Below are 24551 nucleotides of genomic sequence, written 5' to 3'. Positions count from 1 at the left end.
TGCTTATGGCGGATTTTGTAGCAGTCATTCGCAAGGCCGTGGATGGCTTGGCGAACAATACTCCCGAAAACCGGGCGAAGGTTTACGACAAGGCGCGCAGTGCGGTTGTGCGCCAACTCGAGAATATGAAGCCACGTCCGCCGGAAGAATTGTTGCGCCGGCAGATCGCCAAGCTGGACGCCGCCATTGCCGAGGTGGACAGCGAATATGCCGAGGCGCTTCCGGCGCTGGAGGACGATGACGCCCTCCAGCCGGTGGCCGAAGAGACGGCAACATCCTATTATCAACAGGATGTTGCCGACGAACCCGCAGCCCACGCCGCAGAACCGGACCATGCCGCTGAGCGGCAGGAGGAACGGTACGAGCCGGTTGAGGAAGAGCCTGCCCCGGTTGTGGCCGCGCAGCCCGAGCCGGTTTATGAAGAACCCGCCCGTGAGGAAGAGCCTCTCCACGAGACGCCCGTTTCCACCGCTGCTTCGCATGACGAGGAACGTTACGCGGAGCGCGAGCCGGAAGAGCTTTACGACGCGCCGGAACCCGTTCATGTGGCGCCGGCTCATGCTGCCGTTTCCCATGAAGAGGTCGGCACCTATTTTACCCGCGCGGAAGAGGAACCGGCTTATCAGCCGGAAGCCGAGCGCGATATCGCGCCTGAAACAACGCCTGTCCATGCCGACGATTCCGTGCCGCCCCATTGGGCGCAGCCGGTTGACGAAGATGATTGGCGCAAGCTTGATCAAGCCGAGGATGAGGAAGTCCGCCCGGCCGCTGAGGACTATTCCGAAGTCCGCAACGAGCGGGATGAACGTCCCGTCGTCGCCGGTTATGCCGCGCAACATTATCAGGCCCCGGATGTGAGCTTCGAGCCTGAAAGGCGCAATGAGGAAGAGCATGCCGGCCATCGTGCCGGTATTGATCACGATCCCATTTTCGGCGGACAGGGCGATTTTTCCGAACCCCGTCAGACGGAAGACACGGCTCCGAAAAAAGCGGCCGTCGTCGAGGATTTCTCGTCCTATTTCCAGGACACGGATATTGCCATTCCCGCGAAGGACGCGCCGGCGCTGCCGCGCGCCGATAATGATCCCTTCGATGACCGGGCCGCGGCCAAGGAAAACAAGGAGCGCACCCCCTGGGACGATCTGGATGAGCTGATCGGTTACGACGGCGCGTCCTCCTCCAACCGGGCGACTGCGGATGAAACGCCCGCTTTGGGCGCAGGGGCCACAACACCGGCCTACATGGTCAAGAAGAAGCCGCGCCGCAACTATGCGTCGCTGGTGCTTGCCCTTGTCGGTGTCGGGCTTCTTGCCGGTGGCGGTTATGCGCTCTGGCAAAACCGTGACGCGCTGAACGACATGGTTGGCGGCCTGGTGCAATCGGCACAGAAGGGCGGGGAAACCCAGACACCTTCGCCCGATACGGCGCAGACGCAGACATCCACGCCGCCGGCCGGCCAGCAGCCGCCGGCGACCGGGCAGCAACCCGCGACAAATCCGACCAACCACCAGGCGCAGCCACATGGCGACGACGGTTCCGTCACCGGCACGAAATTCACCCAGCGGCTTCTGGCCGACGGGACAGAGCGTGACGAAGGGCCTGCTCCGGGCGCCAATGGCCAGCCGGTGACGGCGGAAGGCCAGTCGGTCTATGAACAGAACGTCGCGCCGCCGCCTGCGGGTGAGGCTCCGGCCAATACTGCGGGCGCGCCCGCGGGAACGCCTGCCGGCACGCCGCCGGCGCAGCAGCCCGCCGCTGCCGCCACCGGCGACCGCATGTTCCTTTACGAGGAAGTGCTGGGCCAGACGGTTCCGACCGCCATTCAGGGCAGCGTTTCCTGGTCGTTGCAGCAGGAAAACGACGCGGACGGCAAGCCTTCGCCGACCGTGCAGGGCCAGATCACCGTTCCCGGCCGTGGTCTCAGCGCGCTGATTACCTTCAAGCGCAACACCGACCCGTCTCTGCCCGCAAGCCATCTGATCGAGATCGTCTTCTCGGTTTCGCCCGGCTTCGAGGGCGGTGCGATCGACAGCGTCCAGCGCATCGCGATGAAGAGCACGGAGCAGGATCGTGGCAACGCCCTGATCGCGGTTCCGGCCAAGATCACCGACGATTTCCACATGATCGCGCTCAACGACTTCCCGGATGCGATGAAGACCAATCTGGAGCTTTTGAAGAGCCGCAACTGGATCGATATTCCGGTTTCCTATCGCAACGGCCGGCGCGCACTGCTGACCCTGCAAAAGGGCAATGACGGCATCGCCGCCTTCGACAAGGCGCTCAGCGAATGGGCCGCTGCAACGCCGGCTGCCGGCGGTCAATAAGGATTGAAAGGGCGGCTCGGGTCGCCCTTTTTCGTTATATGGCTACGGCGGTGTCTTTGCGTTTGTCGGGTGATTGGTGGGTTAGTTGGTGCCGGTGGGTGTGGCCCACCCCCCTCTGCCCTGCCGGGCATCTCCCCCACAAGGGGGGAGATCTATATGCCGCGAGGTCTCGACCAACTCAACGGACGAGGATGAAGCGGAGGTAGAGCGTCTTGCCGATCTCCCTCCTTGTGGGGGAGATGCCCGACAGGGCAGAGGGGGGTAAGCGGCATCCCCCGAAGCATGGATATTTTTCCTGCCGGTTTTCCTCCAGCGCAATCGCCGGTCTCGGATGGCAGGCCATTTCCAGTCGTCAGCCTTTTACCAACAAAAAATCCCCGGCCGAGGGCCGAGGATGATCCATGGCACGGACGCAAAACCGCTCCGCACTTTTGCTGGATATGCTTTACGCATCCACCACGCGCAATGCGCGCGCAGCTTCCAACGCTTCCTTCTGCACCGCTTCCTGCACCTTTTCGAAGGCGCGAACCTCGATCTGGCGCACGCGTTCGCGGCTGATGTCGAACTCGGATGAGAGTTCTTCCAGCGTTACCGGGTCTTCCGCGAGGCGGCGGGCCTCGAAGATGCGGCGTTCACGGTCGTTCAGCACGCCCATGGCTTTCGCCAGCATGCGGCGGCGGGTTTCCAGCTCGTCCTGCTCGATCAGCACGGCTTCCTGGCTGTCATGGTCGTCCACCAGCCAATCCTGCCACTGGCCGGATTCGCCTTCGGATGCCTTGATCGGCGCATTCAGCGAGGCGTCGCCATGCAGGCGGCGGTTCATCGAGATGACTTCTTCTTCCGACACCTGCAGCTTGGTGGCGATTTCCTTGACGTGTTCCGGCTTCAGATCGCCATCGTCGATTGCCTGGATACGGCCTTTCAGCCGGCGCAGGTTGAAGAACAGGCGTTTCTGGTTGGCGGTGGTACCCATCTTCACCAGCGACCAGGAGCGCAGGATATATTCCTGGATCGAGGCCTTGATCCACCACATGGCGTAGGTGGCCAGACGGAAACCGCGTTCTGGGTCGAACTTCTTCACCGCCTGCATCAGGCCGACATTGCCTTCGGACACGACTTCGCCGATCGGCAGGCCGTAACCGCGGTAACCCATGGCGATCTTGGCGACGAGACGAAGATGGCTGGTAACAAGCCTGTGGGCGGCGTCGCGGTCACCATGCTCGGCGTAACGCTTGCCAAGCATGTATTCTTCCTGCGGCTCCAGCATCGGAAATTTACGGATTTCGTCGAGATATCTATTGAGACCGGCTTCGCCGGCGGTAATCGTAGGCAAACTATTGCGGGCCATAAAGCACCCCCTTATCTATGGTCTGGAACGGTACCCTCTTTGGCCTGGCAAATCGCCCGCCCGAGGCACACCGTAAGCTGCGGGTCGTTACCGACCCCGCACGAACCCATGTGACAGATATGTATGCACCCGCCGCGTTTCAAGCGAACGCTGCGTTCACACATACGTTATGTTCCGGCGAAACTGTCTCTGACCTGTTTAACTTTCGAGCGGTAGATTCGTTCCGAAAATCCGCCGAGGCCAGAGCGTATCATCAGCTCATACATCACCCGCCTGCGCATGGGGTTATGCAGACGCACGACGGCAGAGCCGAGAAACTGCGTTTCGGCATGGCCAAGCGCCCGCAAATCGGGTTCCTCGGCAATTGCACCTGCGTAAACCGCGTGAAACTCGCGGCGGCAGACATAGGTTTTATATTTGGTCATGGCGAAGCAGGCGAGGCTGTGGCCATGGGTGCGCAGGAAATCGGCAACCCCCACCGTCACTTCCGGCCATGCGGGATTGAAAGTGTCATCGAAGACGATGACGCCATGCGGGGCGATCACCTCCATCGCCAGCTTCGCATCCGCCAGAACATGGTGCAGGTGGTGTCCGCCATCAATGCTGAAGAAGCGCACGGGCCCGATCCGCGAGGTGATGTCGGCCGGTGCGAGCCGGGTGCTGTCACCCTTGATGATCAGGTCCTCATCCATCGCAAAGCCCAGCCGCCGGCCGTTTTCCATCAGGCGGTCATATTGGTCGAGGCTGCCATCCTCTGGCGGGTCCATTTCGAACAGGTCGACACCCAGAACCTTCTCCTGCCCCTGCGCGAATTTGCGCAGCAGGAAATAGGAGCGGCCATAATAAACACCGATTTCCGCCATGCCGCCTTCAAGGTGGTTTCTGGTCTGCGCCTGCAGCAGCGCCTTGAAGACAAGCGCATCGGGCGGATCGATATAGCCTTCGACGCTGCGCAAATCCTGAAATATAAACCGGCGTTCATCGATGTTCATGCGCGATAGATTCCCGTCATCATGCCGGTTCCGTTCGAGGGGAGGCGGATCGAACGAAAGGCGTCCCCCTGCGGCGTCTGTTGCTTGGCAGGTTTCAAGCCTTGCGGGGGCCGAGGAGGTGCGATGATTGAAGCGAAATTGGGGCGGTCTATAAAAAGGACCGACTGCGGAATATCGCTATCCGCTAATCTTTTTTTATTATCCGAGGCTTCCGGCGAGATGGGAGGCGCGGTTTTTTTGACCGCGCCATGCAGGTTTTCAGCTGCGCAGGGCGGTAAGCAACTCCTGCATGTCATCCGGCATGTCGGTTTCGAACTCCATCACTTCGCCGGTGCGGGGGTGTTCGAAGGCCAGAAGATAGGCATGCAGCGCCTGTCGCGGGAAGCGGTTGACGGTGCTTCTGGCCGGCTCTTCAAGCAGGTTCGCCTTGGTGCGGAAGGCCGCGCCATATTCGGGATCGCCGATCAGCGGATGGCCGATATGGGCCATATGCACGCGGATCTGGTGCGTGCGGCCCGTCTCCAGCCGGCATTCCACCATGGAGGCGAGGCAGGAAGCGTCGGACCGTTCGTGAAAACGTTCCATCACCTCGTAATGGGTGATCGCCTCGCGGGCATCATCGGCATCCTCACGCTTGACGGCGCGTTTGGTGCGGTCTGCGCCGCGGCCGAGTGCGGCGTCGATGGTGCCGCGCAGGGTGCGCGGGCGACCCCAGACGACGGCCTTGTAGGCCCGCTCCAGCGGTCCGGTGCGGCCGTGATCGGCAAATTGCGCAGCGAGATGGCGATGGGCATTGTCGTTTTTCGCCACGACCATGACACCGGAGGTTTCCTTGTCCAGCCGGTGCACGATGCCCGGCCGCTTGACGCCGCCAATGCCGGAAAGGCTGTCGCCGCAATGATGGATGAGGGCATTGACCAGCGTTCCGGTCCAGTTGCCGGCACCCGGATGCACGACGAGACCGGCCGGCTTGACGAGCACGATCAGGTCTTCATCTTCATATTCAACGTCGAGCGGAATATCCTCGCCCTGCGGCTCGGGGTCTTCCGGCTCCGGCATGACGATCTCGATGCGGTCTTTCGGATGCACCTTCTTTTTCGGCTCCGTCACCGGCTTGTCGTTGACGAGAACCGCGCCCTGCTCGATCAGCGCCTTGATGCGGCTGCGTGACAGATCGCCGCCGACTTCGCCCGCCAGCCAGGAATCCAGGCGGCCTTCGGCGTCTTCCCCGGCAATCAGGACTTTCCTTGCGTCTCCGCCTTGTTTAAAGGGGTCGTTCATTCTTATTTTTCCGATCCATCAGCATTTCAGGGAACCCGATGACGCAGATCGAGCAAGACGAACAGGAAGACAAGCCGCTTGATCCGGCCATGGAAAAAGTTCGCCGCAAGATGATCCGTTTGCAGATCGTGTCGGGCTCCGTGATGTTTATCAGCCTTATGGCCGTCTTCGGTGCGGTTGTCTACAAGGCGATGGGGCCGTCGAAGGCCGTCCAGACGCAGAGCGAAGCGCCGAACCTCGCGGTTCCCACCGGCAATGGGCCGCTGGCCGTCACCGCCAGCCTGCCGCAGGGCTTTGTGATCGACAATGTCAGCTATTCCGGCGGCGACATGCTGTTTTATGGCAGGCTGGCCAATGGCACCCGCAAGGCGCTGGTCTTCAACGTCGCGGCCGGCCGGTTCCTCGCCGATGTAACGGTCGATGGCCAGTGAGGCCAATAACCTGCCGGACGGCCGGGCGCTGATCCCGGTCGATGACCCGGCCGATCCGCGCATCGCCGCCTTTCGCGATATTCGCGAGCGCGACCTGACCGGGCGTCAGGGTCGCTTCATTGCCGAAGGCACGGTGGTGCTGCGCATGCTGGCCGCCGCCCATAAAGCGGGCGGCGCCTTTGCGGCGGAAAGCATCCTCATCCTTCGCAACCGGCTTGCCGGTGTCGCCGATATCCTTGCCGATTTCCCTGATGATGTTCCTGTTTATGTGGCCGAAGCGCCCGTGCTGGATGGCATTGTTGGGTTCCACCTGCATCGCGGCATTCTGGCGCTCGGGCGGCGGGTTCAGGATCGCGGGCTGGAGGAGATGACGGCGGCGCTTCCCGCCTCGTCGCTGGTGCTCGTGGGCTGCGGCATTTCCAACCACGATAATCTCGGTGCGATGTTCCGTAACGCGGCGGCGTTTTATGCCGATGCGGTATTTCTGGACGAGACGTGCTGCGATCCGCTCTATCGCAAGGCACTCAGGGTGTCCGTCGGTTCGGTTCTGTCGGTTCCTTATCATCGCGGCGGCGGCGCGGTGGAGATGCTGGAGCGGCTCTCGGAGGCCGGTTTTGCGATCTGGAGCCTTTCGCCCAATGGCAAGACCGAGATTCGCAACATTCCCCGATCCGAGCGCATGGCGCTGGTGATCGGCACGGAAGGCGAGGGGTTGCCGCAATCGGTGCTCTCGCGTTTTCACACGGCGCGGATTGCCCAGTCGCCGCAGCTGGACAGCCTGAATGCGGGGACGGCTTCGGGGCTGGCGCTTTATCAGATGGCGGGGGCGATAGGGCGGGTGTGATGCCGAGGCGTATGCGGCTTACCCCCCTCTGCCCTGCCGGGCATCTCCCCCTCAAGGGGGGAGATCGATATGCGGCACTCTTCAGACCATCTCTAACGTTGCGAATGAGCGAGGGTTAGCTCCCAGCTGATCTCCCCCCTTGAGGGGGAGATGCCCGGCAGGGCAGAGCGGGGTAAACCACACCCGCCGGGGGCCTAGTGTTTCCGCTTTTCCATCACCACCTTCGCCCGCGTCGCAAGGCTCTCCCGCCCCGATGAGCCAGAGGCCTTGGCGAGCAGCGCCGGAATGGGCGATTTTTCGCCCTCCTGCGCGGCGGTGAGCGCGATCATCTCGGCGGCAATCCTTGCGATTTCGCGGCGGATCGGTTCGTCATTGCCGGTGCCGCGCACGTTCAGCAGGCGTTCGGTGAGCGCCGTTCCCTGATTGCGGATATCCTCGATTTCCTGCTCCAGACCTTGCGACGCCGCTGGCTCCGTCACGACCGGGGGGGCTGGTTCCTCTGCGGCCATTGCCGGTGCCGCCTCTTCTTCGGCGGCGGGTGCGGTTTCAAGCGCGGCGACTGGGGCCGGGGCCGCCGGTTGCGGCGGGTTAACCGTTTTCTCAACCGGCACGGCCGGGTTCGGCAGGCGGATGATCATGTCGTTGCTGCGGCCGCCGGTTGCGGCCAGCTGTTCCTTGAGGCGGGCGACCTCCTGGTTGCGCAGCGTCAGCATCGTATCGAGATCGGCGTTTTTCGCCATGACGGTCGCGACCTGTTCTTCCAGCCGGGTGACCTTGCGGCTTTCGCGGGCAACCGCCGTCATGGCTTCCTTGTTGCGCGCCGCCACGTCCTGCAATTCGCGGGTCGCGGTCTCGCCTTCCTTGCGGAACCGCGTGGCGCTCTGCTTGGCCTGTTCCGCCTCAAGGTCGCGGGTCGCGGCGGTGATTTTCGAATCATCCAGTTCGCGCGTCAGGTTGGTCAGGCGGGCGGTGAGGTCCGACATCTGCGTGGCGCGCTCGTTTGCGGCCTGTTCCTGCTGCAGAAGGTTCGATTGTATGGTGCCGGCGCGTTCTTCGCTGGCATCGAGGGCGGCGCGCAATTCGCCGATCTCCAGCGTCAGTTCCTCGATTTTCAGGGAAAAGCCGCGATTCTGCTCGCCAAGGCGGTAGGCATCGCTGGAGGCAGCCTCGTTGGCGAGGCGCAGCGAGGTGTTTTTCTCCCGTTCGGTGTCCAGTTCCTGGCGGACCTTGGCGTTTTCGGCCGCATACAGCGCGCGTGCCATGTCTTTCTGGGCGCGCACTTCCTGCGGGCTTATGGGCATGGTCGCGCGCAGGCGGTTTTCCGTATAGGCGACGATGCGGCGATGGATCGCGGGTGCGATCAACAGGGCCAGCAGGGTTGCGGTGAGAAAACCCAATCCGAAAAGAATGGCATATTCGATCACGCGGGACAGTCTCCGAAACTCAGATACGCGCGCATTCGGAAAGAGGGGCGCGAAAGCACGTTACGCTATTATTGCAACCGTGGGGAGGGGGCTCCCGGCAATTGCACAGGCGGTGTCGGCACCGCTTGTTTCTTCTCCCCTAGGGGGGGAGAAGTCCGCGGCAGCGGGATGAGGGGGCAAGGGTAGAGGGATACGGCAAGGTTGCCCCCTCATCCGACCCTTCGGGCCACCTTCTCCCCCTCGGGGAGAAGAAAGATGCCGCACCGTCCCGTCTTATCAGAAGGGGTTCCAAGTCGGCTGCTGGGTGAGCTTCAGATAACCCACATTGATGCCGAGGCGCGCGCCGATGCCGGTGCGGATGGGGGCGAGCGTCACGTCGCTGCTTTTCAGATAGGTCATGCCGACGCCGGCGACGATGAAGGCCGAGCCGCTGACGCCGCCGAAACGGCGGTAAAGCGCGTCGACCGAGGGCAGGTTGTAGACCAGCATCATGGCGCGGGTGCCCTGGCCGCCATAATCAAGCCCGAGCGACGGACCCTGCCAGAAGACGGGGTGCTGGCCGGCATTCTTGGTGTAAAGCGTGCCTTCGCCATAGGTGAGGCCGGCAACGAAGGCGCCGGAGCCTTCCTGGCCGAGAATGTAACCGTTCGGAAGGCCGTATTGCTGGAAGGCGCGCTCCACCACCTTGGCAAGGCCGCCGGTGGTTTCACCGAAGAATCCGTGGCCTGCATCCACGACTTCCTGCATGGAATATTGATCGCTGTTCTGGGCCGCTGCCGGTGCGACCCACATCAGGAGGCTCGCAAGGAGCGCGACAATCTTTCCCAGTCCGAGGCGTGCAATGGTGCGGGTTTTCGTAAGGCGCATCGTCATGTCCGTCCGTCTGTTTTGTTAACGCATCAGCCCGAAAAACCGAATCGGTTTTCGCAGGGGCCGGCGCGTAGAGTCAAAGTTCTACAGCATCTGTCGTGCGTCCTAGCGGATACACGGGGCTCCAATGTGGCCTGTTAAGGCATTTGGCATTTTGAAACCATCCTATTAACAATCGGTTTACCAAATATGGTGTCATTATGGCTTAACAATTTCCACACCGTCCGCGCCTCCCTTGCGCAGGAGAGAATTTTATGACGAGCAAACTCAATATCACGCTGTCCGGTCCCGATCTGGCGGCTCTTCTGTGCAGCCGTGTGTGCCATGATGTGATTTCTCCTGTTGGCGCCATCAATAACGGCCTCGAACTGCTGGACGAGGGCGGCACGGATGACGATGCGCTCGATCTCATCCGCACGTCAGCCCTTAACGCATCCGTGCGGCTGAAGTTCGCCCGCCTTGCTTTCGGTGCGTCGGGTTCCGCCGGCGCTTCGATCGATACGGGCGAGGCCGAAAAAGCCGCCAAGGATTTCGCCGCCGCCGAAAAGAAGGCCGAAGTCAGCTGGAACGGTCCACGCGCGATCGTTGCGAAGAATCGTGTCAAACTCTTGCTCAACCTCTTCCTCGTCGCTTATGGCGCGATCCCACGCGGCGGCAATGTGGATGTGCTGCTGGAAAGCCCCGACGGTGACGCCAAGTTCGAAATCACCGTCAAGGGCCGGATGATGCGCGTTCCGGCCAAATTCTCCGAGATTTACGAAGGCAGGCTGGAAGAGGCCGTCGACGCCCATTCCGTGCAGCCCTATTACACGCTGCTTCTGGCCGAAGAGGCCAATATGGCGGTGGAATACAAGGTGCATGAGGATCGCATCGTCTTCACCGCGAAAACGATTGCCGAGTGACCGTTCAATTGCGGGCATGATTTTTCAGGAAAGGGCCGGGCTGCGTCTGCCGACGCACCGGCCTTTTTTCCGTTTTGGGGAGCACGTTCATGACACGCCTGACAACCGCCCGCCTCATCCTGCGGCCGCATGCCATCGGGGATGAAGCGCTTTATTGCGCCTTCTGGGGCGCGGATGTCCTGCCTATCGATGGTGTCAAATCGATTACTCCGCTGGATGCGGAACTCGCTTTTGCCCGTCTCCTGCGCTTCATCGGCCATTGGTCCGCCTTCGGCTTCGGTCCCTTTGTCGTGGAGGAGGCAAAGACGGGGCGCATCGTGGGCGAGGTGGGTTTTGCCCATATGCGCCGCGGAAACGGGGCGGATTTTGACGGCGTGCCGGAGGCGATGTGGAAAATCGACAGGGAACTGGCCGGCAAGGGTGCCGCGACTGAAGCGGTGGCGGCTGCAACCGGATGGTTCGACAGTCGCGGGATTTCGCAGCGGACTGTTTGCATGATCGATCCGCTGAACAGCCCCTCCCTGGCCATTGCCGCCCGATTCGGCTTTCAGCCGTTTCGCGATACGATGTTTCGGAACAGTCCCGTGCGGCTTTTCGAGCGGTTGTCTGCGGCCTAGCGCTCTTACTCCTGAGGCGGTCCGGTGAAGATGCTGTCTCGATCGCGTTTGAGGGCGTCCTGAAACCTGTTTGAGGTCTCAGGCGGAGGCGTTTTGCGGCAGGGGTTGGCCCAGATCAACTTCTGGAGCATCCCATGCGTCACTCTCTTCTGGCAGCAATCGTCATTTTTTTCACCGCTCCGGCGGCAGTGGCGCAAAGCGCCATCGGTTTCAGGCAGATAGAATTGCCTGACGGGGCCGGCGCGAGAGCGCTTGCCGTCTCATTTTGGTATCCGGCGGCGCCTTCGGGCAAAAGCGAGGTCGTGGGCGAGAACGCGGCCTTTTACGGTCTCGACGTTCAGCCGTCCGCCCCTCTCCTGGCCGGCGCGCGTCCTCTCGTGCTGCTGTCGCACGGGTTTGGCGGCAGCTGGCGCAATCTGAACTGGATTGCCGGCGAACTTGTTCAGCAGGGTTATGTCGTGGCCGCGCCGGATCATAACGGCGAATCATTTACCGAAGAGAATGCGACGGAGATCGTTCCCCTCTGGGAGCGGCCGCGCGACATCAGCAGGACGCTGACGGCGCTGCTCGACAGTGATCAGCTTGCGGGCAAGATCGACAGCAAGCGTATTGCCGTGATCGGGCATTCTCTCGGAGGCTGGACCGCGATGGAGCTGGTCGGGGCCCGCTATAGCGCGGAACTTGCCTTAAGGGACTGCCATGGAGAGAAAGCGCCGCCGCAATGCAAGGCGCCCCGGCTTTTGGCCAAGGTGGGGATCGTCGGCGATGGCAAGGCAGATCCACGCCTTTCGATGGATTTGAGCGATGTTCGTATCCGGGCGGCCATCGCGCTCGATCTCGGGCCGGCTTCCGGTTTTCTGCCGGAGTCGCTGCAAGGTGTGGACGTTCCGGTTCTGGTTCTGGCTGCGGGTGTCGAGACACCCGAGATTGCCGCCATCAAGGCCGATTCCGACTATATCGCCCGCTATTTGCCGAAGGCGACGACCCTCTATCGGGAAATACCGGACGCCAGCCATTTCAGCTTCATGCAGATTTGCAAACCGAATGGCGAAAAAATCGTGGAGGAGCTTTCGCCGGGTGAAGGTTTCGTCTGCCGCGACGGGGGAGGCCGGGACCGCACAGCCATCCATGTGCAAATGGCGGAAGCAATTACCGGCTTCCTGAAAGTCGAAATGCGTTAACAATGGTGTCCGGGACGTCTCCACGCGGCGTGATGGTCGTGAGACGTCCCGATCTTTCAAGCTGCGTTGGCCGGATGATAGCGATAAACGAGGTCTTCGGGATCGGAGCGTGGTGCCAACGGATCGAGGGCGCCACCGATGCGCTCGGCGACAGCCGCTGATTTGCTGTTTTGCGGCGAGACGTAGCTGACGAGGGTTGGCAGGTTCAGGGTCTTGAAGGCCCAGTCGCGCATTGCCACAGCGGCTTCCGCAGCATAACCGCGCCCTTCGTGGCCATCGTAAAGCAGCCAGCCGAGTTCCTTTTCGGGAAAGAGCGGGCCGTGATTGATGCCGATCTGGCCGATGCATTCACCCGTGTCACCACGGTCGATCATCAGCGCGCCGTGGCCGAAAAAGTACCAGTTGGCCAGATCGTGGCAGAATACGCCCCATGTCTTCCAGAGGTCATATGGCCCGCCGACGCCAATGGAGCGCGGCGACGCCATGAAGTCCTGATAGGCGGGAAAGTCTTCCATGACCAATGGGCGCAGCGTCAGGCGTTCAGTCTTAAGCGTGGGGATAGGGTGGTTCATGTGCCTTCGTCCTTTTTGGGAGCGTAGCTAGGCCCTTGTCATTACATTCGGATGACGCTGTTGCTTCTCCCTTGAAATCACAACAAAAAACCCGCTGTCGCCAGCGGGTCTTTTAAAAACTGTCCTGTCCTTGAGGGGTCAGGCGGTTTCAAGGAATTCCGTGGCGCCATCCGGCTCGCGCAGAACATAGCCGCGGCCCCAGACGGTTTCGATGTAGTTTGCGCCGCCTGCGGCATTTGCGAGCTTCTTGCGCAGCTTGCAGATGAAGACGTCGATGATCTTCAGTTCCGGTTCGTCCATGCCTCCATAGAGGTGGTTCAGGAACATTTCCTTGGTCAGCGTCGTGCCCTTGCGCAGCGAAAGCAGCTCGAGCATCTGATATTCCTTGCCGGTCAGGTGAACGCGCTGGCCGCCCACTTCAACCGTCTTGGCATCGAGATTGACGATCAGCTCGCCGGTGGCGATGACCGATTGCGCGTGGCCCTTGGAACGGCGGACGATTGCGTGAATGCGGGCAACAAGCTCATCCTTGTGGAAGGGCTTTGTCATGTAATCGTCAGCGCCGAAGCCGAGACCGCGAACCTTGTCCTCGATGCCGGCCATGCCGGAGAGAATGAGGATAGGCGTCTTGACCTTGGAAAGGCGCAAGGTTCTCAGGACCTCGTAACCCGACATGTCGGGCAGGTTGAGATCGAGAAGAATAATGTCGTAATCATAGAGCTTGCCAAGGTCCACGCCTTCCTCACCGAGGTCGGTCGTATAGACGTTAAAGCTCTCCGACTTGAGCATCAGTTCAATGCTCTGCGCTGTCGCGCTGTCGTCTTCAATAAGTAGAACCCGCATAATTATCCCCTTTGCCGCCCGCGAACCGGTAAAACATTGCCTCGCGCGATGCGGATCCAGACGTTGCCTGATTTGCAGGCTGCCACCAAATGGTTAACAAATTCTAATTGCCTTTGGCAAGGTGTATCGAATTTATTAAGCAAAGTAGGCATTTCGCTGTTTTTGCACGTGAATCCACCATCGCCAAAATTGAAGCTCAACGTGAGGATTTCCCGCTAAGTGATTCAATCGACTCTTACATCGTCTGGCCCGTTTTTTTGGACCTGGCATTTACCGACCCTTAAATGATCGTGTTTATCATTAACGATGCCCGTAAACGAAAGGTTAACGGCGGCGGTTTTTTATTAACGCCGGGTAACTTTTGGGAATCATTCCGGCACAACGGGTTAACCCGGCCGGTTGAACGGGCGGGTTAAACGGGCCGATCAGGGGGGCATAGTGCCTTTTTGATCCGGGTCTCGCTATCCATGGAGTATTGCGTATGAAGTCGCGTGACAGCCTGGTTCGCCTGAAGGAATTTCAGGTTAATGAAAAACGCCGGCAGCTTAACCAGCTGCAGCAGATGATGTCCGAGTTCGAGCGGATGGCAAAGGAACTGGTGCATCAGATATCTCTGGAAGAGAGCAAGTCGGGCATTACCGATCCGACGCATTTCGCCTATCCGACCTTCGCCAAGGCCGCGCGCCAGCGGGCCGATAATCTTCAGGTCTCGATCCGCGAGCTGAAGGCCCAGCAGGAAGCCGCCGAAGCTTCGCTGGAAGAGGTGCAGGCCGAATATGAAAAGGCCGCGGCACTGGAAAACCGCGACGGAGCGATCCGCGCCCGCGCCTGACGACCGGCGCAAATTCGATGAACGATCGTCCTCATTGACGGCTGCCGGTGGATCAGGAGGCGGCTTTCAATGACGGGACGCCATGCATTTTTTTAACAAAAGGCCGCCCTTTGAGGCGGCCTTTTGTTTTTCCTGCGCCTGGTTTTTCCGGTCAGGTTTCCTCCGGGGGCCCTGGGCGGGCATTTCGGTGTTTTCAATTGTCCGGGATGGGGGAAAGGCGTAATTTAACGGGGTTCCGATCATGAACCGGAGGTTTTACGCGCGCGTCCCGAATATCCCCGCGCGGGTGGGCACGGGCGGTAACAGCAGGGAGGAAGAAATGGCTCGCCAATATATCGATTGCCGCGAATTCCCCAGTGACAGCAAATGCACCATCGCCATCTCCGCCGATACGCCGGAGGAGCTGATGGAAGCGGCCGTTCAGCATGCCGTGGCAGTGCACGGTGCCGAGGACACGGCTGAATTCCGCGAGGAAATCCGCAGGAGCATGCATGCCGGAATGCCGCCGCTGAAGGTGGCGTGACGGGAGGACCGACGCGTACTTATGAATGACGCAAGATGGGAAGGGGTTGCGAGAGACCGGGGCGTATGCCGCTTGCTTCTTCTCCCCGCCGGGGAGAAGTCCGCGGCAGCGGGATGAGGGGGCGAGGGTAGAGATATCCGGCAACGTTGCCCCCTCACCCGACCCTTCGGGCCACCTTCTCCCCCTCGGGGAGAAGAAATATGCCGCGACGTTTGCGAATATTCTGCCCTTTTACAGAATTAAGCGCCCTTACCCGTTTATAACATCCGCCCATTCAGGATGGCGCAGCGTCTGGGCCTTGAAGAACGGGCAGAGCGGAATGATTTTCCAGCCGCCCTTGCGGGCCTCGTCGATGGCGTGGGCCGCGAGCGCCTGGCCGACGCCCTTGCCGCGCAGGGCATCGGGCACGCCGGTATGGTCGATAATGATCAGCGAAGGGGAGGTGCGGGAATAGGTCATCTCGGCCTTGTGGCCTTCGACGGTTGCCGAATATTCGCCGTGCGATCCGGTTTCGGTGCTGAGAATGTCCATGGTTTTCGCCTCCTTGTTGCGTTCGTTGTTTCCACTGTAACGGCTCGCGCCCGAATTGAAACAGCGGGAAAGAGAACGCAGCGGACACAAACCGGCGACAATGGTTTTACCGAAGGAGGGGTTCACCGAACCAGGACAGGCCTTGCGGGGAGAAATCCGAAATCAAACCGAAAACCCCGTCGATAATCCGGCGGGGCGTTTTTGAGAATTCGGCTTTGGCGCGTTGCCGCGCGGGCGCAATATCAGTGGCGATATTGCTGAATGCGCGTGGTGCGCAGGCCTGCAAGGCCATGATCGGCGATCGAGGACTGCCAGGACAGGAATTCTTCAACGGTAAGCGTATAACGCTCGCAGGCTTCCTCGAGGCTCAAAAGTCCTCCGCGAACCGCTGCAACCACCTCCGCCTTTCTGCGAATGACCCAGCGACGGGTATTGGCAGGCGGAAGATCCGCAATCGTCAGAGGGCTGCCATCGGGGCCGATGACATATTTAACTCGTGGGCGTATCATTTCGGTCATTGGACACTCTATACAAACTCAAGACCATATGACGGGAACTTTAGCCCCGTACCTTTAAAAATTGCCTAAGCAGCTCTAGACAATTTATTAAGAATTTGAACGGTTTCGCCTGATTTGTTCGAGTCGCCTTATTTTGCGGGGGAAAAATTTTTCCAGAAATCGCATTTTTTATCGTCCATCGGTTGTTTCCCTCACAGCGCCGCAAGCGAAAGGCACGTTTTTCCGCTGCCATGGGTAAATTCCGCCGATCCCTCATGCTGCAGCCGCAGGCGGTCCCCGGCATTGAGGGGAAGAATGAAGGTGGCCGATTGTGAAGCGCCGGCGCTGGAGGCGTTTCCGGCAATGCTGCAATTGCCTGCCGCGCCGTTGACCGACAGCGAAACCCGGTGGCCGGAGGAGGAGGCCACGGCAAGCGACAGAATGGCGAGATAAAGACCCTTTGCAGGAACGATCAATTCCCTTCCTCCGCCCGTGCCAACCGGGTCGCCGAGCGCAAAACCGCCCTCATCGATGATGAGCAGCGAAAAACCCGCTGCCGAACCGTTGGCCGGTTTTGTCGTGCCCGCCGGCAGTCCTGCCAGAACCACGGCCCGGTTGGGCAGCGAGACGCGGCCGTCGGCGCTGCATGAAAGCGCTATATGCCAAGTGGTGCCATCGGCGCTGGTCTTGATTGCAAAGCCGTCACTGCCGGCAAGGCCCATTTCCGCCCGGCCGCTCCAGCCGGACTGGAACAGCAGCGATGCGGTATCGGCTTTCGCTGCCTTGTTGATCGCCATGCGATGGCTGCCATTCTCCTGGCCGTGGGTGAAAAGGCTGGCAGGGGCGGCGAGCGCCAGGCGGTTGCTGGCATCGGCCTCGGTGCCTATGCCCAGCCTTTGGAACGTGCCGGTTGCGGGCAGCGGCATGTCCTGCCATGCGCCCTCCCGCAACACACGATATTTTCCCTCGTCGATAAACCATGCCGTCCAGCCTGGCTGCGGCATTATCGAGAGCCAGGCGTCATCCTGCCGGAAGGCGAGCCTTCCGCCCTTGCCCGCCCAGTCTCCCGTGGCGTCCGGGGACAGCAGGAAGCAGCTCCCCTCCGGCGCAGTTTCGGGCGGTGCGGCGACCACGCCCCTGACGACCAGCTGGACGATCGCGTCCAGCCGTTGCAGCGCCTCATTGTGGGTCACGTGTTTTTGCGCCTGGGAGGGCAGGATGTAGGGAAGCCGAAGTCTCGCCGTCTGTTCCGTCATGGTGGTTTTTCCGTGCTCGTGTCGTCTGCCGTGATTTTGATGCGGCAGGGCAGGGCGGGGATGAACGGGGATGAGATTATTTCGGTTTGATGGGAGCTGGGGTGGTTTCTGTGTTTGCGGGAACGGCATCGGACGGAGAGGCGATGTTCTGGCTTCGGCGTATGGGGCTTACCCCCCTCTGCCCTGCCGGGCATCTCCCCCTCAAGGGGGGGAGATCGACTCGCGGCGACGTTTCGCCCATCTCGACGTTCGAGGCTAAAATGGTGGTAAAGCTCCTTGCCGATCTCCCCCCTTGAGGGGGAGATGCCCGGCAGGGCAGAGGGGGGTGAAGCCCCATACGCGAAGCTTACCAAAACAGAAATCTGATACCGCGCGTCGCGGCAGTTCCCAGAGATGAAGTATTCTCGGGGTTACCCCGCCATCGCCCCTTCGGCGATGAAATCCGGATTGGCCAGCGCATCCTCGCCGTCGCCTCTCACCTCATAGGCAAGCGGCTGGCCGTCGCAATCCAGCGTTCTGCCGCCGGCGGCGCGCAGCACGGCATCGCCGGCGGCCGTATCCCACATCATGGTGCGGCTGAAGCGGGGGTAGATATCGGCCGCCCCTTCCGCCAGCATGCAGAATTTCAGCGAGGAGCCGACGGAAATGCAGTCTTTCAGCCCGTGTTCGGCGACGAAGGCTTCCGTTTTTGCCGTACAGTGCGAGCGGCTGATCAGCGCTACGGGCGATGCGCCGCGCTGGCGGGCCCGGATGGGATGGCGCGCCAGGATCGCACCTTCGCCTGATATTGCGAGTTTTTCGGCACTGTCGTCCTTGCCGGTCCATGCCTGGCCGCGGCAGGGGGCGTAGACGACGCCTGCCACCGGAACGCCGTTTCTGATCAGGGCGATATTGACGGTGAAGTCGTCCTTGCCGGAAATGAATTCCTTGGTTCCATCCAGCGGGTCGACCAGAAAAAATTCCTTGCCCGTCTCCGGCAGGATGCCGTTCGAGACCGCCTCTTCGGCGACAACGGGAATTTCGGGAAAATTGGCGGCCAGCGCCTGAAGAATGATCGTCTCGGCGCGCTGGTCGGCCTCGGTTACCGGCGAGCAGTCATCCTTATAGGACACATTCGGGCCGGCGCGATGGACCGCCATGATCGCCTGCCCGGCGTCCAGCGCCGCTTTCGTCAATATGTCGATCATCTCTTTGCCGTTGCCATCCCATCGCCACCCCGTGGCGGGACCTTGCTATACAACCTGGCTACTCCTTTGGCCGTCATCCGTCAAACAATGGCGGCCGACAGGGCTAAAATAGGCATTCAGTCGCTATTTTTTTAGCACTTCCTGCCGAAATCATGGCTCTTTTGATCGGGAAACGGGCAACTGGTGTGGAAATTCCAAATTTTGTGCAGGATCGCCCGTTTTTGACTTCACATTTTTAACGAACACGATATGCATTTTGGTGTTGGGGGTAAGCTTGCGAGGGCTCCCCTATAATTAACATAACGAGGCGTGGCTCATCAGAGGTCATGCCCAGGGGAAAGACATGGAGTATTTTATCCAGCAGCTCATCAACGGGCTGACTCTTGGATCGATCTACGGCCTCATCGCAATTGGCTATACGATGGTCTACGGCATCATCGGCATGATCAACTTCGCCCATGGCGATATTTTCATGCTTGGCGGTTTCGCCGCGCTGATTGTTTTTCTGGTCGTGACATCTTTTGTCGCCGGCATTCCGGTGGCGCTTCTTCTGCTTTTGATGATGGTCATCGCCATGCTGATGACCGGATTGTGGAACTGGGTCATCGAGCGCGTCGCCTACCGGCCTCTGCGCGGCTCGTTCCGCCTGGCGCCGCTGATAACCGCCATCGGCATGTCGATCGCGCTGTCCAACTTCATCCAGGTCACGCAGGGTCCGCGCAACAAGCCGATCCCGTCGCTGGTGACGGAAAGCTACCATCTCGGTGCGATCACCGTTTCGCTGAAGCAGCTCATCATCATGGTGGTGACATCCGTGCTGCTCTTCGCCTTCTGGTACATCGTCAACAAGACACCGCTCGGACGGGCGCAGCGCGCCACCGAACAGGACCGCAAGATGGCGGCGCTTCTGGGTGTTGATGTCGACAAGACGATCTCCATCACCTTCATCATGGGTGCGGCGCTCGCTTCGGTCGCAGGCACGATGTATCTGATGTATTACGGCGTCGCCTCGTTCAATGACGGCTTCATTCCGGGCGTCAAGGCGTTCACGGCGGCCGTTCTCGGTGGTATCGGCTCGCTTCCGGGCGCTGTTCTCGGCGGTCTGCTGATCGGGCTCATCGAGTCGCTCTGGTCGGCCTATTTCTCCATTGCCTACAAGGACGTCGCGGCATTCGGCATCCTGGCTTTCGTGCTGATCTTCAAGCCGACCGGCATTCTCGGTCGTCCGGAAGTCGAGAAGGTTTGAAACCATGACCAATATCGCTTCCGAACACGACACTTCCAACCCGAGCCTGATGGCAACGGCGGTGAAGGAAGGCATCTTTGCGGGCATCGTCTCGCTCGGCATGTTCATTCTCTACGTCGGCATCGTCACCTATCAGGACATCAACAACCAGCTCATCTGGGGCACCCGCTGGGGCCTGCTGGCGGTCTTCGTGGGCGTTGCCGCCGTCGGCCGTTTCCTGATGGTGGGCTTCATCAAGCCGTCGCTGGATCGCCGCAAGCTTGCCAAGGCCAAAAGCGGCATTCTGGAAATTTCCGAGGAAAAAGGCTTTTTCCACAAGCACTTCCTGAAGCTGGCGCTGGTTCTGCTGCTGCTTTATCCCGTGATCGCCGTGCAATTGTTCGGCTTTCAGGGTTCGCTGAAATTCGTTGACAATTTCGGCATCCAGATCCTCATCTACGTGATGCTGGCCTGGGGCCTCAACATCGTCGTCGGCCTCGCTGGCCTGCTCGATCTCGGTTACGTGGCCTTCTATGCCGTCGGCGCCTATTCCTATGCGCTGCTCTCAAGCCATTTCGGCCTGTCCTTCTGGGTGCTTTTGCCGGTTGCCGGCATTCTTGCGGGTTTCTGGGGCATCATTCTCGGTTTCCCGGTCCTGCGGCTTCGCGGCGACTATCTGGCCATCGTCACGCTCGCCTTTGGTGAGATCATCCGCCTTGTCTTGCTCAACTGGACGGAAGTGACCAAGGGCACCTTCGGCATTTCCGGCATCGCCAAGGCGTCCGTCTTCGGCATCTGGTCCTTCGATGTCGGCGCGTCGAACAATTTCGCCAAGGCCTTCGGCCTGTCGATGTCGTCCGCCTATTACAAGATATTCCTGTTCTACGTGATCCTGCTTCTGTGCATGCTGACGGCTTATGTCACCATCAAGCTGCGCCGCATGCCGATCGGCCGCGCCTGGGAGGCGCTGCGTGAGGACGAAATCGCCTGCCGTTCGCTCGGTATCGATACCGTCATCACCAAGCTCACCGCCTTTGCGACGGGCGCCATGTTCGGCGGTTTCGCCGGCTCGTTCTTCGCCGCGCGTCAGGGTTTCGTGTCGCCGGAAAGCTTCGTCTTCCTGGAATCGGCTGTCATCCTCGCCATCGTCGTTCTCGGCGGCATGGGGTCGCTCACGGGCATCGCCATTGCGGCGCTGGTCATGGTTGGCGGCACCGAGGCGCTGCGTGAAATGGAATTCCTGAAGCATGTCTTCGGGCCCGATTTCACGCCGGAACTTTACCGCATGCTGCTGTTCGGTCTCGCCATGGTCATCGTCATGCTGTTCAAACCGCGCGGTTTCGTCGGCTCGCGTGAACCCACGGCCTTCCTCAAAGAACGCAAGGCCGTCTCCGGCAGCTTTACCAAGGAAGGTCACGGTTGATGGCTTCCGGAACGACAACAATGGCAAATGATACGATCCTCAAGGTCGAACATCTCTCGATGCGCTTCGGCGGCCTGATGGCCATCAACGACTTCTCCTTCGAGGCGAAGCGCGGAGAGATCACGGCGCTTATCGGCCCGAACGGTGCGGGAAAGACCACGGTTTTCAACTGCATCACCGGCTTCTACAAGCCGACGATGGGCATGATCACCATGCGTCAGCAAAATGGCGAGGCGCATCTTCTGGAGCGGCTGCCGGATTTCGAAATCACCAAGAAGGCGAAGGTGGCACGCACCTTCCAGAACATCCGCTTGTTCTCGGGTCTGACGGTTCTGGAAAATCTGCTCGTGGCGCAGCACAATGCGCTGATGAAGGCGTCGGGTTACACCATTCTCGGCCTTCTTGGCCTGCCGGCTTACAAAAAGGCGGTCAACAACTCGATCGAGAAAGCCAAATACTGGCTGGACAAGGCCGATCTGACCGACCGCGCCGATGATCCGGCCGGCGACCTGCCCTATGGCGCACAGCGCCGTCTGGAAATCGCCCGCGCCATGTGCACGGGGCCGGAACTTCTCTGCCTCGATGAACCGGCGGCGGGTCTCAACCCGAAGGAATCGCTGGCGCTCAACGCGCTGCTGCGCGGTATCCGCGACGAGGGGACGTCTCTGCTTCTGATCGAGCACGACATGTCGGTGGTGATGCAGATTTCGGACCATGTCGTGGTTCTCGAATATGGCCAGAAGATTTCCGACGGTTCGCCTGACCATGTGAAGAACGACCCCAAGGTCATCGCCGCCTATCTGGGTGTCGAGGATGATGAAGTGGAAGACGTGATTGCGGAAGAACTCGACGGAGGAGCGGCCTGATGTCCGGTGAACCGCTTCTTAAAGTTCAGGGTGTCGAAACCTATTATGGCAATATCCGTGCTCTGGCGGGTGTCGATGTCGAAGTCAACAAGGGTGAGATCGTCAGCCTGATCGGCGCCAATGGCGCCGGCAAGTCGACGCTGATGATGACCATCTGCGGCAGCCCGCAGGCGCGTGTCGGCCAGGTGACTTTCGACGGTGAGGATATTACCCGTCTGCCCACCCATCTGATCGCCCGCAAACGCATTGCCCAGTCGCCTGAAGGCCGCCGGATTTTCCCGCGCATGACGGTGCTGGAAAACCTGCAGATGGGCGCCAATCTCGACAACCTCAAATATTTCAAAGAGGACGTCGAGAAAATCTTCGTCATGTTCCCGCGATTGAAAGAGCGCCAGAGCCAGCGCGGCGGCACGCTTTCCGGCGGCGAGCAGCAGATGCTCTCCATCGGTCGCGCGCTGATGGCAAGGCCGAAGCTTCTGCTTCTCGACGAACCGTCGCTGGGTCTCGCGCCGCTGATCGTCAAGGGCATCTTCGAAGCGATCAAAAAACTCAACCAGGAGGAGGGGCTGACGGTCTTCCTCGTGGAGCAGAACGCCTTTGCCGCGCTCAAGCTTTCCGACCGCGCCTATGTGATGGTCAACGGCAAGGTGACGATGAGCGGTTCGGGCAGGGAGCTGCTTGCCGATCCGCAGGTGCGCGCCGCCTATCTGGAAGGCGGCCGGCACTGAAAGATTTTACTTGCGCCGAAAATTTTGCGGCGCAAGATTGCAAACAGCATCCCGCCGGGCCCTCGGGCAAACGGCGGGATGTAAACAATAAAATGCCCTCCGGGAAAACGGCGGGACGACAGACAAGGCAGGGCTGGCGCATCGCGCCCGGCACTGATGGGGAAAGAGATGCAGGGCCTTTTTTTCGAGACCGATAGCGGCGTGCGTTATATTCTGCGCGCATTGGTTGTTCTTCTGGGTTTCTGGACCGCCTGGCGCGCGGGAAAATCCGTCGCCGATGGCTGGGGTGGTTACCCGCGTGTGGTCATCTACACGCTGGCATTGGGGCTCGTCATGCGGTTTCTGCATCACGCGCTCTTCAACGGACCGTTCATAAACGGTTTTTACTATGTGTTTGACGTCGTTCTTCTTCTGGTCTTTTCCAGCATCGGTTTCCGCATGCGCCGGACGAACCAGATGGTCAATAACTACTATTGGCTTTACGATCGCACGTCGGCATTCTCCTATAAGAAGAAGGATTGACAGTCGGATTCGTCCGGCTGCACAATGCTCGTCAGAGTGGAACAGTTTCCTGTTCAGTGAAGGTGGGTACTGAACAGGCCCTAGTAACCAACCCATCCAAAGGAACTGGGAGTAAAGTAATGAAGAAGTCTCTTCTTTCCGCCGTTGCGCTGACCGCCATGGTCGCCTTCAGCGGTTCGGCCTGGGCCGATGTCCTGATCGCTGTCGGCGGCCCGCTGACCGGCCCGAACGCTGCTTTCGGTGCTCAGCTTCAGAAGGGTGCCGAGCAGGCTGCGAAAGACATCAACGCTGCCGGCGGTATCAACGGCGAACAGATCAAGATCGTGCTGGGCGATGACGTTTCCGACCCCAAGCAGGGTATCTCGGTTGCCAACAAATTCGTTGCTGATGGCGTGAAATTCGTCGTCGGCCACTTCAACTCCGGCGTTTCCATTCCTGCTTCCGAAGTTTATGCCGAAAACGGCATTCTCGAAGTAACGCCTGCCGCGACCAACCCTGTCTTCACCGAGCGCGGCCTGTGGAACACCTTCCGCACCTGCGGTCGTGACGACCAGCAGGGCGGCATCGCCGGCAAGTATCTGGCCGACCACTACAAGGACGCCAAGATCGCCATCATTCACGACAAGACCCCCTATGGTCAGGGCCTTGCCGACGAAACCAAGAAGGCAGCCAATGCGGCCGGCCTGACGGAAGCCATGTATGAAGGCGTCAATGTCGGCGACAAGGACTTCTCCGCGCTGATCTCGAAGATGAAGGAAGCCGGCGTCACGGTTATCTATTGGGGCGGCCTGCACACGGAAGCCGGTCTGATCATCCGCCAGGCGGCCGATCAGGGCCTGAAGGCGAAGCTCATCTCGGGTGACGGCATCGTCTCGAACGAACTCGCTTCCATCGCCGGCGACGCTGTCGAAGGCACGCTCAACACCTTCGGTCCCGATCCGACGCTGCGTCCTGAAAACAAGGAACTGGTAGAGAAGTTCAAGGCCGCCGGCTTCAACCCGGAAGCCTACACCCTCTACTCCTACGCCGCCCTGCAGGCGATTGCCGGCGCTGCCAAGGCTGCCGGCTCGGTTGAGCCGGAAAAGGTTGCCGAAGCTCTGAAGAAGGGCACCTTCCCGACCGCGCTCGGCGACATCTCCTTCGACGAGAAGGGCGACCCGAAGCTTCCCGGTTACGTCATGTACGAGTGGAAGAAGGGCCCGGACGGCAAGTTCAGCTACTTCCAGCAGGGGACGTGAGTCTTACTGGATAATTGCCTATCGAAGCCCGGCAGCGATGCCGGGCTTTTTTGTTTTAGGGTCAAGTGACCTGCTTAGACCTTTATGGTCTTGT

At 60.3% G+C, this 24551-nt stretch carries 25 protein-coding genes; 14 read left to right on the top strand and 11 right to left on the bottom strand.

Annotated elements, in window-relative coordinates; translation table 11 throughout:
• Positions 1-5: 5 nt before the first annotated feature.
• Positions 6-2324, top strand: a complete 2319-nt coding sequence (locus tag FY152_10450; GenBank protein UXS32490.1) for a hypothetical protein — start codon at positions 6-8, stop codon at positions 2322-2324.
• 445 nt (positions 2325-2769) lie between these two features.
• Here FY152_10450 and rpoH read toward each other — a convergent pair whose 3' ends face one another.
• The 3 genes from rpoH to FY152_10435 form a co-directional block, all read right to left on the bottom strand.
• Positions 2770-3672, bottom strand: a complete 903-nt coding sequence (gene rpoH / locus FY152_10445; protein UXS32489.1) for an RNA polymerase sigma factor RpoH — start codon at positions 3670-3672, stop codon at positions 2770-2772.
• Between the two features lie 167 nt (positions 3673-3839).
• The gene (locus FY152_10440; GenBank protein ID UXS32488.1) at positions 3840-4664 is read right to left on the bottom strand and encodes a class I SAM-dependent methyltransferase; all 825 of its coding nucleotides are present in this window, start codon (positions 4662-4664) and stop codon (positions 3840-3842) included.
• Between the two features lie 258 nt (positions 4665-4922).
• The gene (locus tag FY152_10435; protein UXS32487.1) at positions 4923-5945 is read right to left on the bottom strand and encodes an RluA family pseudouridine synthase; all 1023 of its coding nucleotides are present in this window, start codon (positions 5943-5945) and stop codon (positions 4923-4925) included.
• Positions 5946-5983: 38 nt separating this feature from the next.
• Between FY152_10435 and FY152_10430 the strand changes: the two genes are divergently transcribed.
• Complete coding sequence (locus tag FY152_10430; GenBank protein ID UXS32486.1) at positions 5984-6376, top strand: hypothetical protein; 393 nt, start codon at positions 5984-5986, stop codon at positions 6374-6376.
• Positions 6366-7220 (top strand): RNA methyltransferase, encoded by an 855-nt coding sequence (locus tag FY152_10425; GenBank protein UXS32485.1) that lies wholly within the window; start codon positions 6366-6368, stop codon positions 7218-7220. Before FY152_10430 ends, FY152_10425 begins: the two co-directional genes overlap by 11 nt.
• A gap of 194 nt (positions 7221-7414) precedes the next feature.
• Here FY152_10425 and FY152_10420 read toward each other — a convergent pair whose 3' ends face one another.
• Positions 7415-8644 carry a hypothetical protein gene (locus FY152_10420; GenBank protein UXS32484.1) on the bottom strand — a complete coding sequence of 410 codons (1230 nt, stop codon included), beginning with the start codon at positions 8642-8644 and terminating at the stop codon, positions 7415-7417.
• A 276-nt stretch (positions 8645-8920) separates the two neighbouring features.
• Complete coding sequence (locus tag FY152_10415; protein ID UXS32483.1) at positions 8921-9517, bottom strand: DUF1134 domain-containing protein; 597 nt, start codon at positions 9515-9517, stop codon at positions 8921-8923.
• A 251-nt stretch (positions 9518-9768) separates the two neighbouring features.
• On the opposite strand from FY152_10415, the gene FY152_10410 reads away from it, so the two are divergent.
• The 3 genes from FY152_10410 to FY152_10400 all read left to right on the top strand — a co-directional run bounded on the left by FY152_10410 (position 9769) and on the right by FY152_10400 (position 12214).
• On the top strand, positions 9769-10416 hold the full coding sequence (locus FY152_10410) for a histidine phosphotransferase (GenBank protein UXS32482.1): 648 nt from the start codon (positions 9769-9771) through the stop codon (positions 10414-10416).
• An 89-nt stretch (positions 10417-10505) separates the two neighbouring features.
• The gene (locus FY152_10405; GenBank protein UXS32481.1) at positions 10506-11033 is read left to right on the top strand and encodes a GNAT family N-acetyltransferase; all 528 of its coding nucleotides are present in this window, start codon (positions 10506-10508) and stop codon (positions 11031-11033) included.
• A gap of 134 nt (positions 11034-11167) precedes the next feature.
• Positions 11168-12214 carry an alpha/beta fold hydrolase gene (locus tag FY152_10400; protein ID UXS32480.1) on the top strand — a complete coding sequence of 349 codons (1047 nt, stop codon included), beginning with the start codon at positions 11168-11170 and terminating at the stop codon, positions 12212-12214.
• A gap of 56 nt (positions 12215-12270) precedes the next feature.
• On the opposite strand, the gene FY152_10395 is transcribed toward FY152_10400, so the two are convergent.
• Complete coding sequence (locus FY152_10395; GenBank protein ID UXS32479.1) at positions 12271-12786, bottom strand: GNAT family N-acetyltransferase; 516 nt, start codon at positions 12784-12786, stop codon at positions 12271-12273.
• Positions 12787-12924: 138 nt separating this feature from the next.
• Positions 12925-13629, bottom strand: coding sequence for a response regulator transcription factor (locus tag FY152_10390; protein UXS32478.1), 705 nt, complete (start codon positions 13627-13629; stop codon positions 12925-12927).
• A 481-nt stretch (positions 13630-14110) separates the two neighbouring features.
• On the opposite strand from FY152_10390, the gene FY152_10385 reads away from it, so the two are divergent.
• Positions 14111-14461: a flagellar export protein FliJ gene (locus tag FY152_10385; protein UXS32477.1), complete on the top strand. Its 351-nt coding sequence runs from the start codon at positions 14111-14113 to the stop codon at positions 14459-14461.
• 319 nt (positions 14462-14780) lie between these two features.
• Positions 14781-14984, top strand: a complete 204-nt coding sequence (locus FY152_10380) for a DUF1059 domain-containing protein (protein ID UXS32476.1) — start codon at positions 14781-14783, stop codon at positions 14982-14984.
• A gap of 249 nt (positions 14985-15233) precedes the next feature.
• Here the strand turns inward: FY152_10380 and FY152_10375 are convergent, their stop codons facing one another.
• The 4 genes from FY152_10375 to cysQ all read right to left on the bottom strand — a co-directional run bounded on the left by FY152_10375 (position 15234) and on the right by cysQ (position 18455).
• The gene (locus FY152_10375) at positions 15234-15515 is read right to left on the bottom strand and encodes an N-acetyltransferase (GenBank protein UXS32475.1); all 282 of its coding nucleotides are present in this window, start codon (positions 15513-15515) and stop codon (positions 15234-15236) included.
• A 242-nt stretch (positions 15516-15757) separates the two neighbouring features.
• Complete coding sequence (locus tag FY152_10370; protein ID UXS32474.1) at positions 15758-16033, bottom strand: DUF1153 domain-containing protein; 276 nt, start codon at positions 16031-16033, stop codon at positions 15758-15760.
• Positions 16034-16224: 191 nt separating this feature from the next.
• Positions 16225-17268: a DUF2793 domain-containing protein gene (locus FY152_10365; GenBank protein ID UXS32473.1), complete on the bottom strand. Its 1044-nt coding sequence runs from the start codon at positions 17266-17268 to the stop codon at positions 16225-16227.
• A gap of 410 nt (positions 17269-17678) precedes the next feature.
• Positions 17679-18455: a 3'(2'),5'-bisphosphate nucleotidase CysQ gene (cysQ, locus tag FY152_10360; protein ID UXS32472.1), complete on the bottom strand. Its 777-nt coding sequence runs from the start codon at positions 18453-18455 to the stop codon at positions 17679-17681.
• Between the two features lie 343 nt (positions 18456-18798).
• Here cysQ and FY152_10355 point away from each other — a divergent pair, with 343 nt between their 5' ends.
• The 6 genes from FY152_10355 to FY152_10330 all read left to right on the top strand — a co-directional run bounded on the left by FY152_10355 (position 18799) and on the right by FY152_10330 (position 24457).
• Positions 18799-19701, top strand: coding sequence for a branched-chain amino acid ABC transporter permease (locus FY152_10355; protein ID UXS32471.1), 903 nt, complete (start codon positions 18799-18801; stop codon positions 19699-19701).
• 4 nt (positions 19702-19705) lie between these two features.
• Positions 19706-21103: a high-affinity branched-chain amino acid ABC transporter permease LivM gene (livM, locus tag FY152_10350; GenBank protein ID UXS32470.1), complete on the top strand. Its 1398-nt coding sequence runs from the start codon at positions 19706-19708 to the stop codon at positions 21101-21103.
• Positions 21103-21969 carry an ABC transporter ATP-binding protein gene (locus FY152_10345; GenBank protein UXS32469.1) on the top strand — a complete coding sequence of 289 codons (867 nt, stop codon included), beginning with the start codon at positions 21103-21105 and terminating at the stop codon, positions 21967-21969. Before livM ends, FY152_10345 begins: the two co-directional genes overlap by 1 nt.
• Complete coding sequence (locus FY152_10340; GenBank protein UXS32468.1) at positions 21969-22697, top strand: ABC transporter ATP-binding protein; 729 nt, start codon at positions 21969-21971, stop codon at positions 22695-22697. The genes FY152_10345 and FY152_10340 overlap by 1 nt, the downstream gene beginning before the upstream one ends.
• 168 nt (positions 22698-22865) lie before the next feature.
• A complete protein-coding gene (locus FY152_10335) occupies positions 22866-23219 on the top strand; it encodes a hypothetical protein (GenBank protein UXS32467.1) in 354 nt (117 codons plus the stop codon).
• Positions 23220-23338: 119 nt separating this feature from the next.
• Positions 23339-24457 carry a branched-chain amino acid ABC transporter substrate-binding protein gene (locus FY152_10330; GenBank protein UXS32466.1) on the top strand — a complete coding sequence of 373 codons (1119 nt, stop codon included), beginning with the start codon at positions 23339-23341 and terminating at the stop codon, positions 24455-24457.
• Positions 24458-24551: the final 94 nt, after the last annotated feature.

Source organism: Agrobacterium tumefaciens (assembly GCA_025560025.1).
Classification (GTDB): domain Bacteria; phylum Pseudomonadota; class Alphaproteobacteria; order Rhizobiales; family Rhizobiaceae; genus Agrobacterium.
This window is presented reverse-complemented; position numbering and strand designations above follow the sequence as displayed.

Bases quoted from the DNA above. Each gene is read 5' to 3' on its own strand.
- FY152_10355 (UXS32471.1), top strand. From the start codon at position 18,799: ATGGAGTATTTTATCCAGCAGCTCATCAACGGGCTGACTCTTGGATCG.
- FY152_10450 (UXS32490.1), top strand. From the start codon at position 6: ATGGCGGATTTTGTAGCAGTCATTCGCAAGGCCGTGGATGGCTTGGCG.
- FY152_10395 (UXS32479.1), bottom strand. From the start codon at position 12,786: ATGAACCACCCTATCCCCACGCTTAAGACTGAACGCCTGACGCTGCGC.
- FY152_10415 (UXS32483.1), bottom strand. From the start codon at position 9,517: ATGACGATGCGCCTTACGAAAACCCGCACCATTGCACGCCTCGGACTG.
- FY152_10375 (UXS32475.1), bottom strand. From the start codon at position 15,515: ATGGACATTCTCAGCACCGAAACCGGATCGCACGGCGAATATTCGGCA.
- FY152_10385 (UXS32477.1), top strand. From the start codon at position 14,111: ATGAAGTCGCGTGACAGCCTGGTTCGCCTGAAGGAATTTCAGGTTAAT.
- FY152_10425 (UXS32485.1), top strand. From the start codon at position 6,366: ATGGCCAGTGAGGCCAATAACCTGCCGGACGGCCGGGCGCTGATCCCG.
- FY152_10410 (UXS32482.1), top strand. From the start codon at position 9,769: ATGACGAGCAAACTCAATATCACGCTGTCCGGTCCCGATCTGGCGGCT.
- FY152_10330 (UXS32466.1), top strand. From the start codon at position 23,339: ATGAAGAAGTCTCTTCTTTCCGCCGTTGCGCTGACCGCCATGGTCGCC.
- cysQ (UXS32472.1), bottom strand. From the start codon at position 18,455: ATGATCGACATATTGACGAAAGCGGCGCTGGACGCCGGGCAGGCGATC.
- FY152_10435 (UXS32487.1), bottom strand. From the start codon at position 5,945: ATGAACGACCCCTTTAAACAAGGCGGAGACGCAAGGAAAGTCCTGATT.
- FY152_10390 (UXS32478.1), bottom strand. From the start codon at position 13,629: ATGCGGGTTCTACTTATTGAAGACGACAGCGCGACAGCGCAGAGCATT.
- FY152_10405 (UXS32481.1), top strand. From the start codon at position 10,506: ATGACACGCCTGACAACCGCCCGCCTCATCCTGCGGCCGCATGCCATC.
- FY152_10380 (UXS32476.1), top strand. From the start codon at position 14,781: ATGGCTCGCCAATATATCGATTGCCGCGAATTCCCCAGTGACAGCAAA.
- rpoH (UXS32489.1), bottom strand. From the start codon at position 3,672: ATGGCCCGCAATAGTTTGCCTACGATTACCGCCGGCGAAGCCGGTCTC.
- livM (UXS32470.1), top strand. From the start codon at position 19,706: ATGACCAATATCGCTTCCGAACACGACACTTCCAACCCGAGCCTGATG.
- FY152_10430 (UXS32486.1), top strand. From the start codon at position 5,984: ATGACGCAGATCGAGCAAGACGAACAGGAAGACAAGCCGCTTGATCCG.
- FY152_10370 (UXS32474.1), bottom strand. From the start codon at position 16,033: ATGACCGAAATGATACGCCCACGAGTTAAATATGTCATCGGCCCCGAT.
- FY152_10345 (UXS32469.1), top strand. From the start codon at position 21,103: ATGGCTTCCGGAACGACAACAATGGCAAATGATACGATCCTCAAGGTC.
- FY152_10440 (UXS32488.1), bottom strand. From the start codon at position 4,664: ATGAACATCGATGAACGCCGGTTTATATTTCAGGATTTGCGCAGCGTC.
- FY152_10400 (UXS32480.1), top strand. From the start codon at position 11,168: ATGCGTCACTCTCTTCTGGCAGCAATCGTCATTTTTTTCACCGCTCCG.
- FY152_10335 (UXS32467.1), top strand. From the start codon at position 22,866: ATGCAGGGCCTTTTTTTCGAGACCGATAGCGGCGTGCGTTATATTCTG.
- FY152_10365 (UXS32473.1), bottom strand. From the start codon at position 17,268: ATGACGGAACAGACGGCGAGACTTCGGCTTCCCTACATCCTGCCCTCC.
- FY152_10340 (UXS32468.1), top strand. From the start codon at position 21,969: ATGTCCGGTGAACCGCTTCTTAAAGTTCAGGGTGTCGAAACCTATTAT.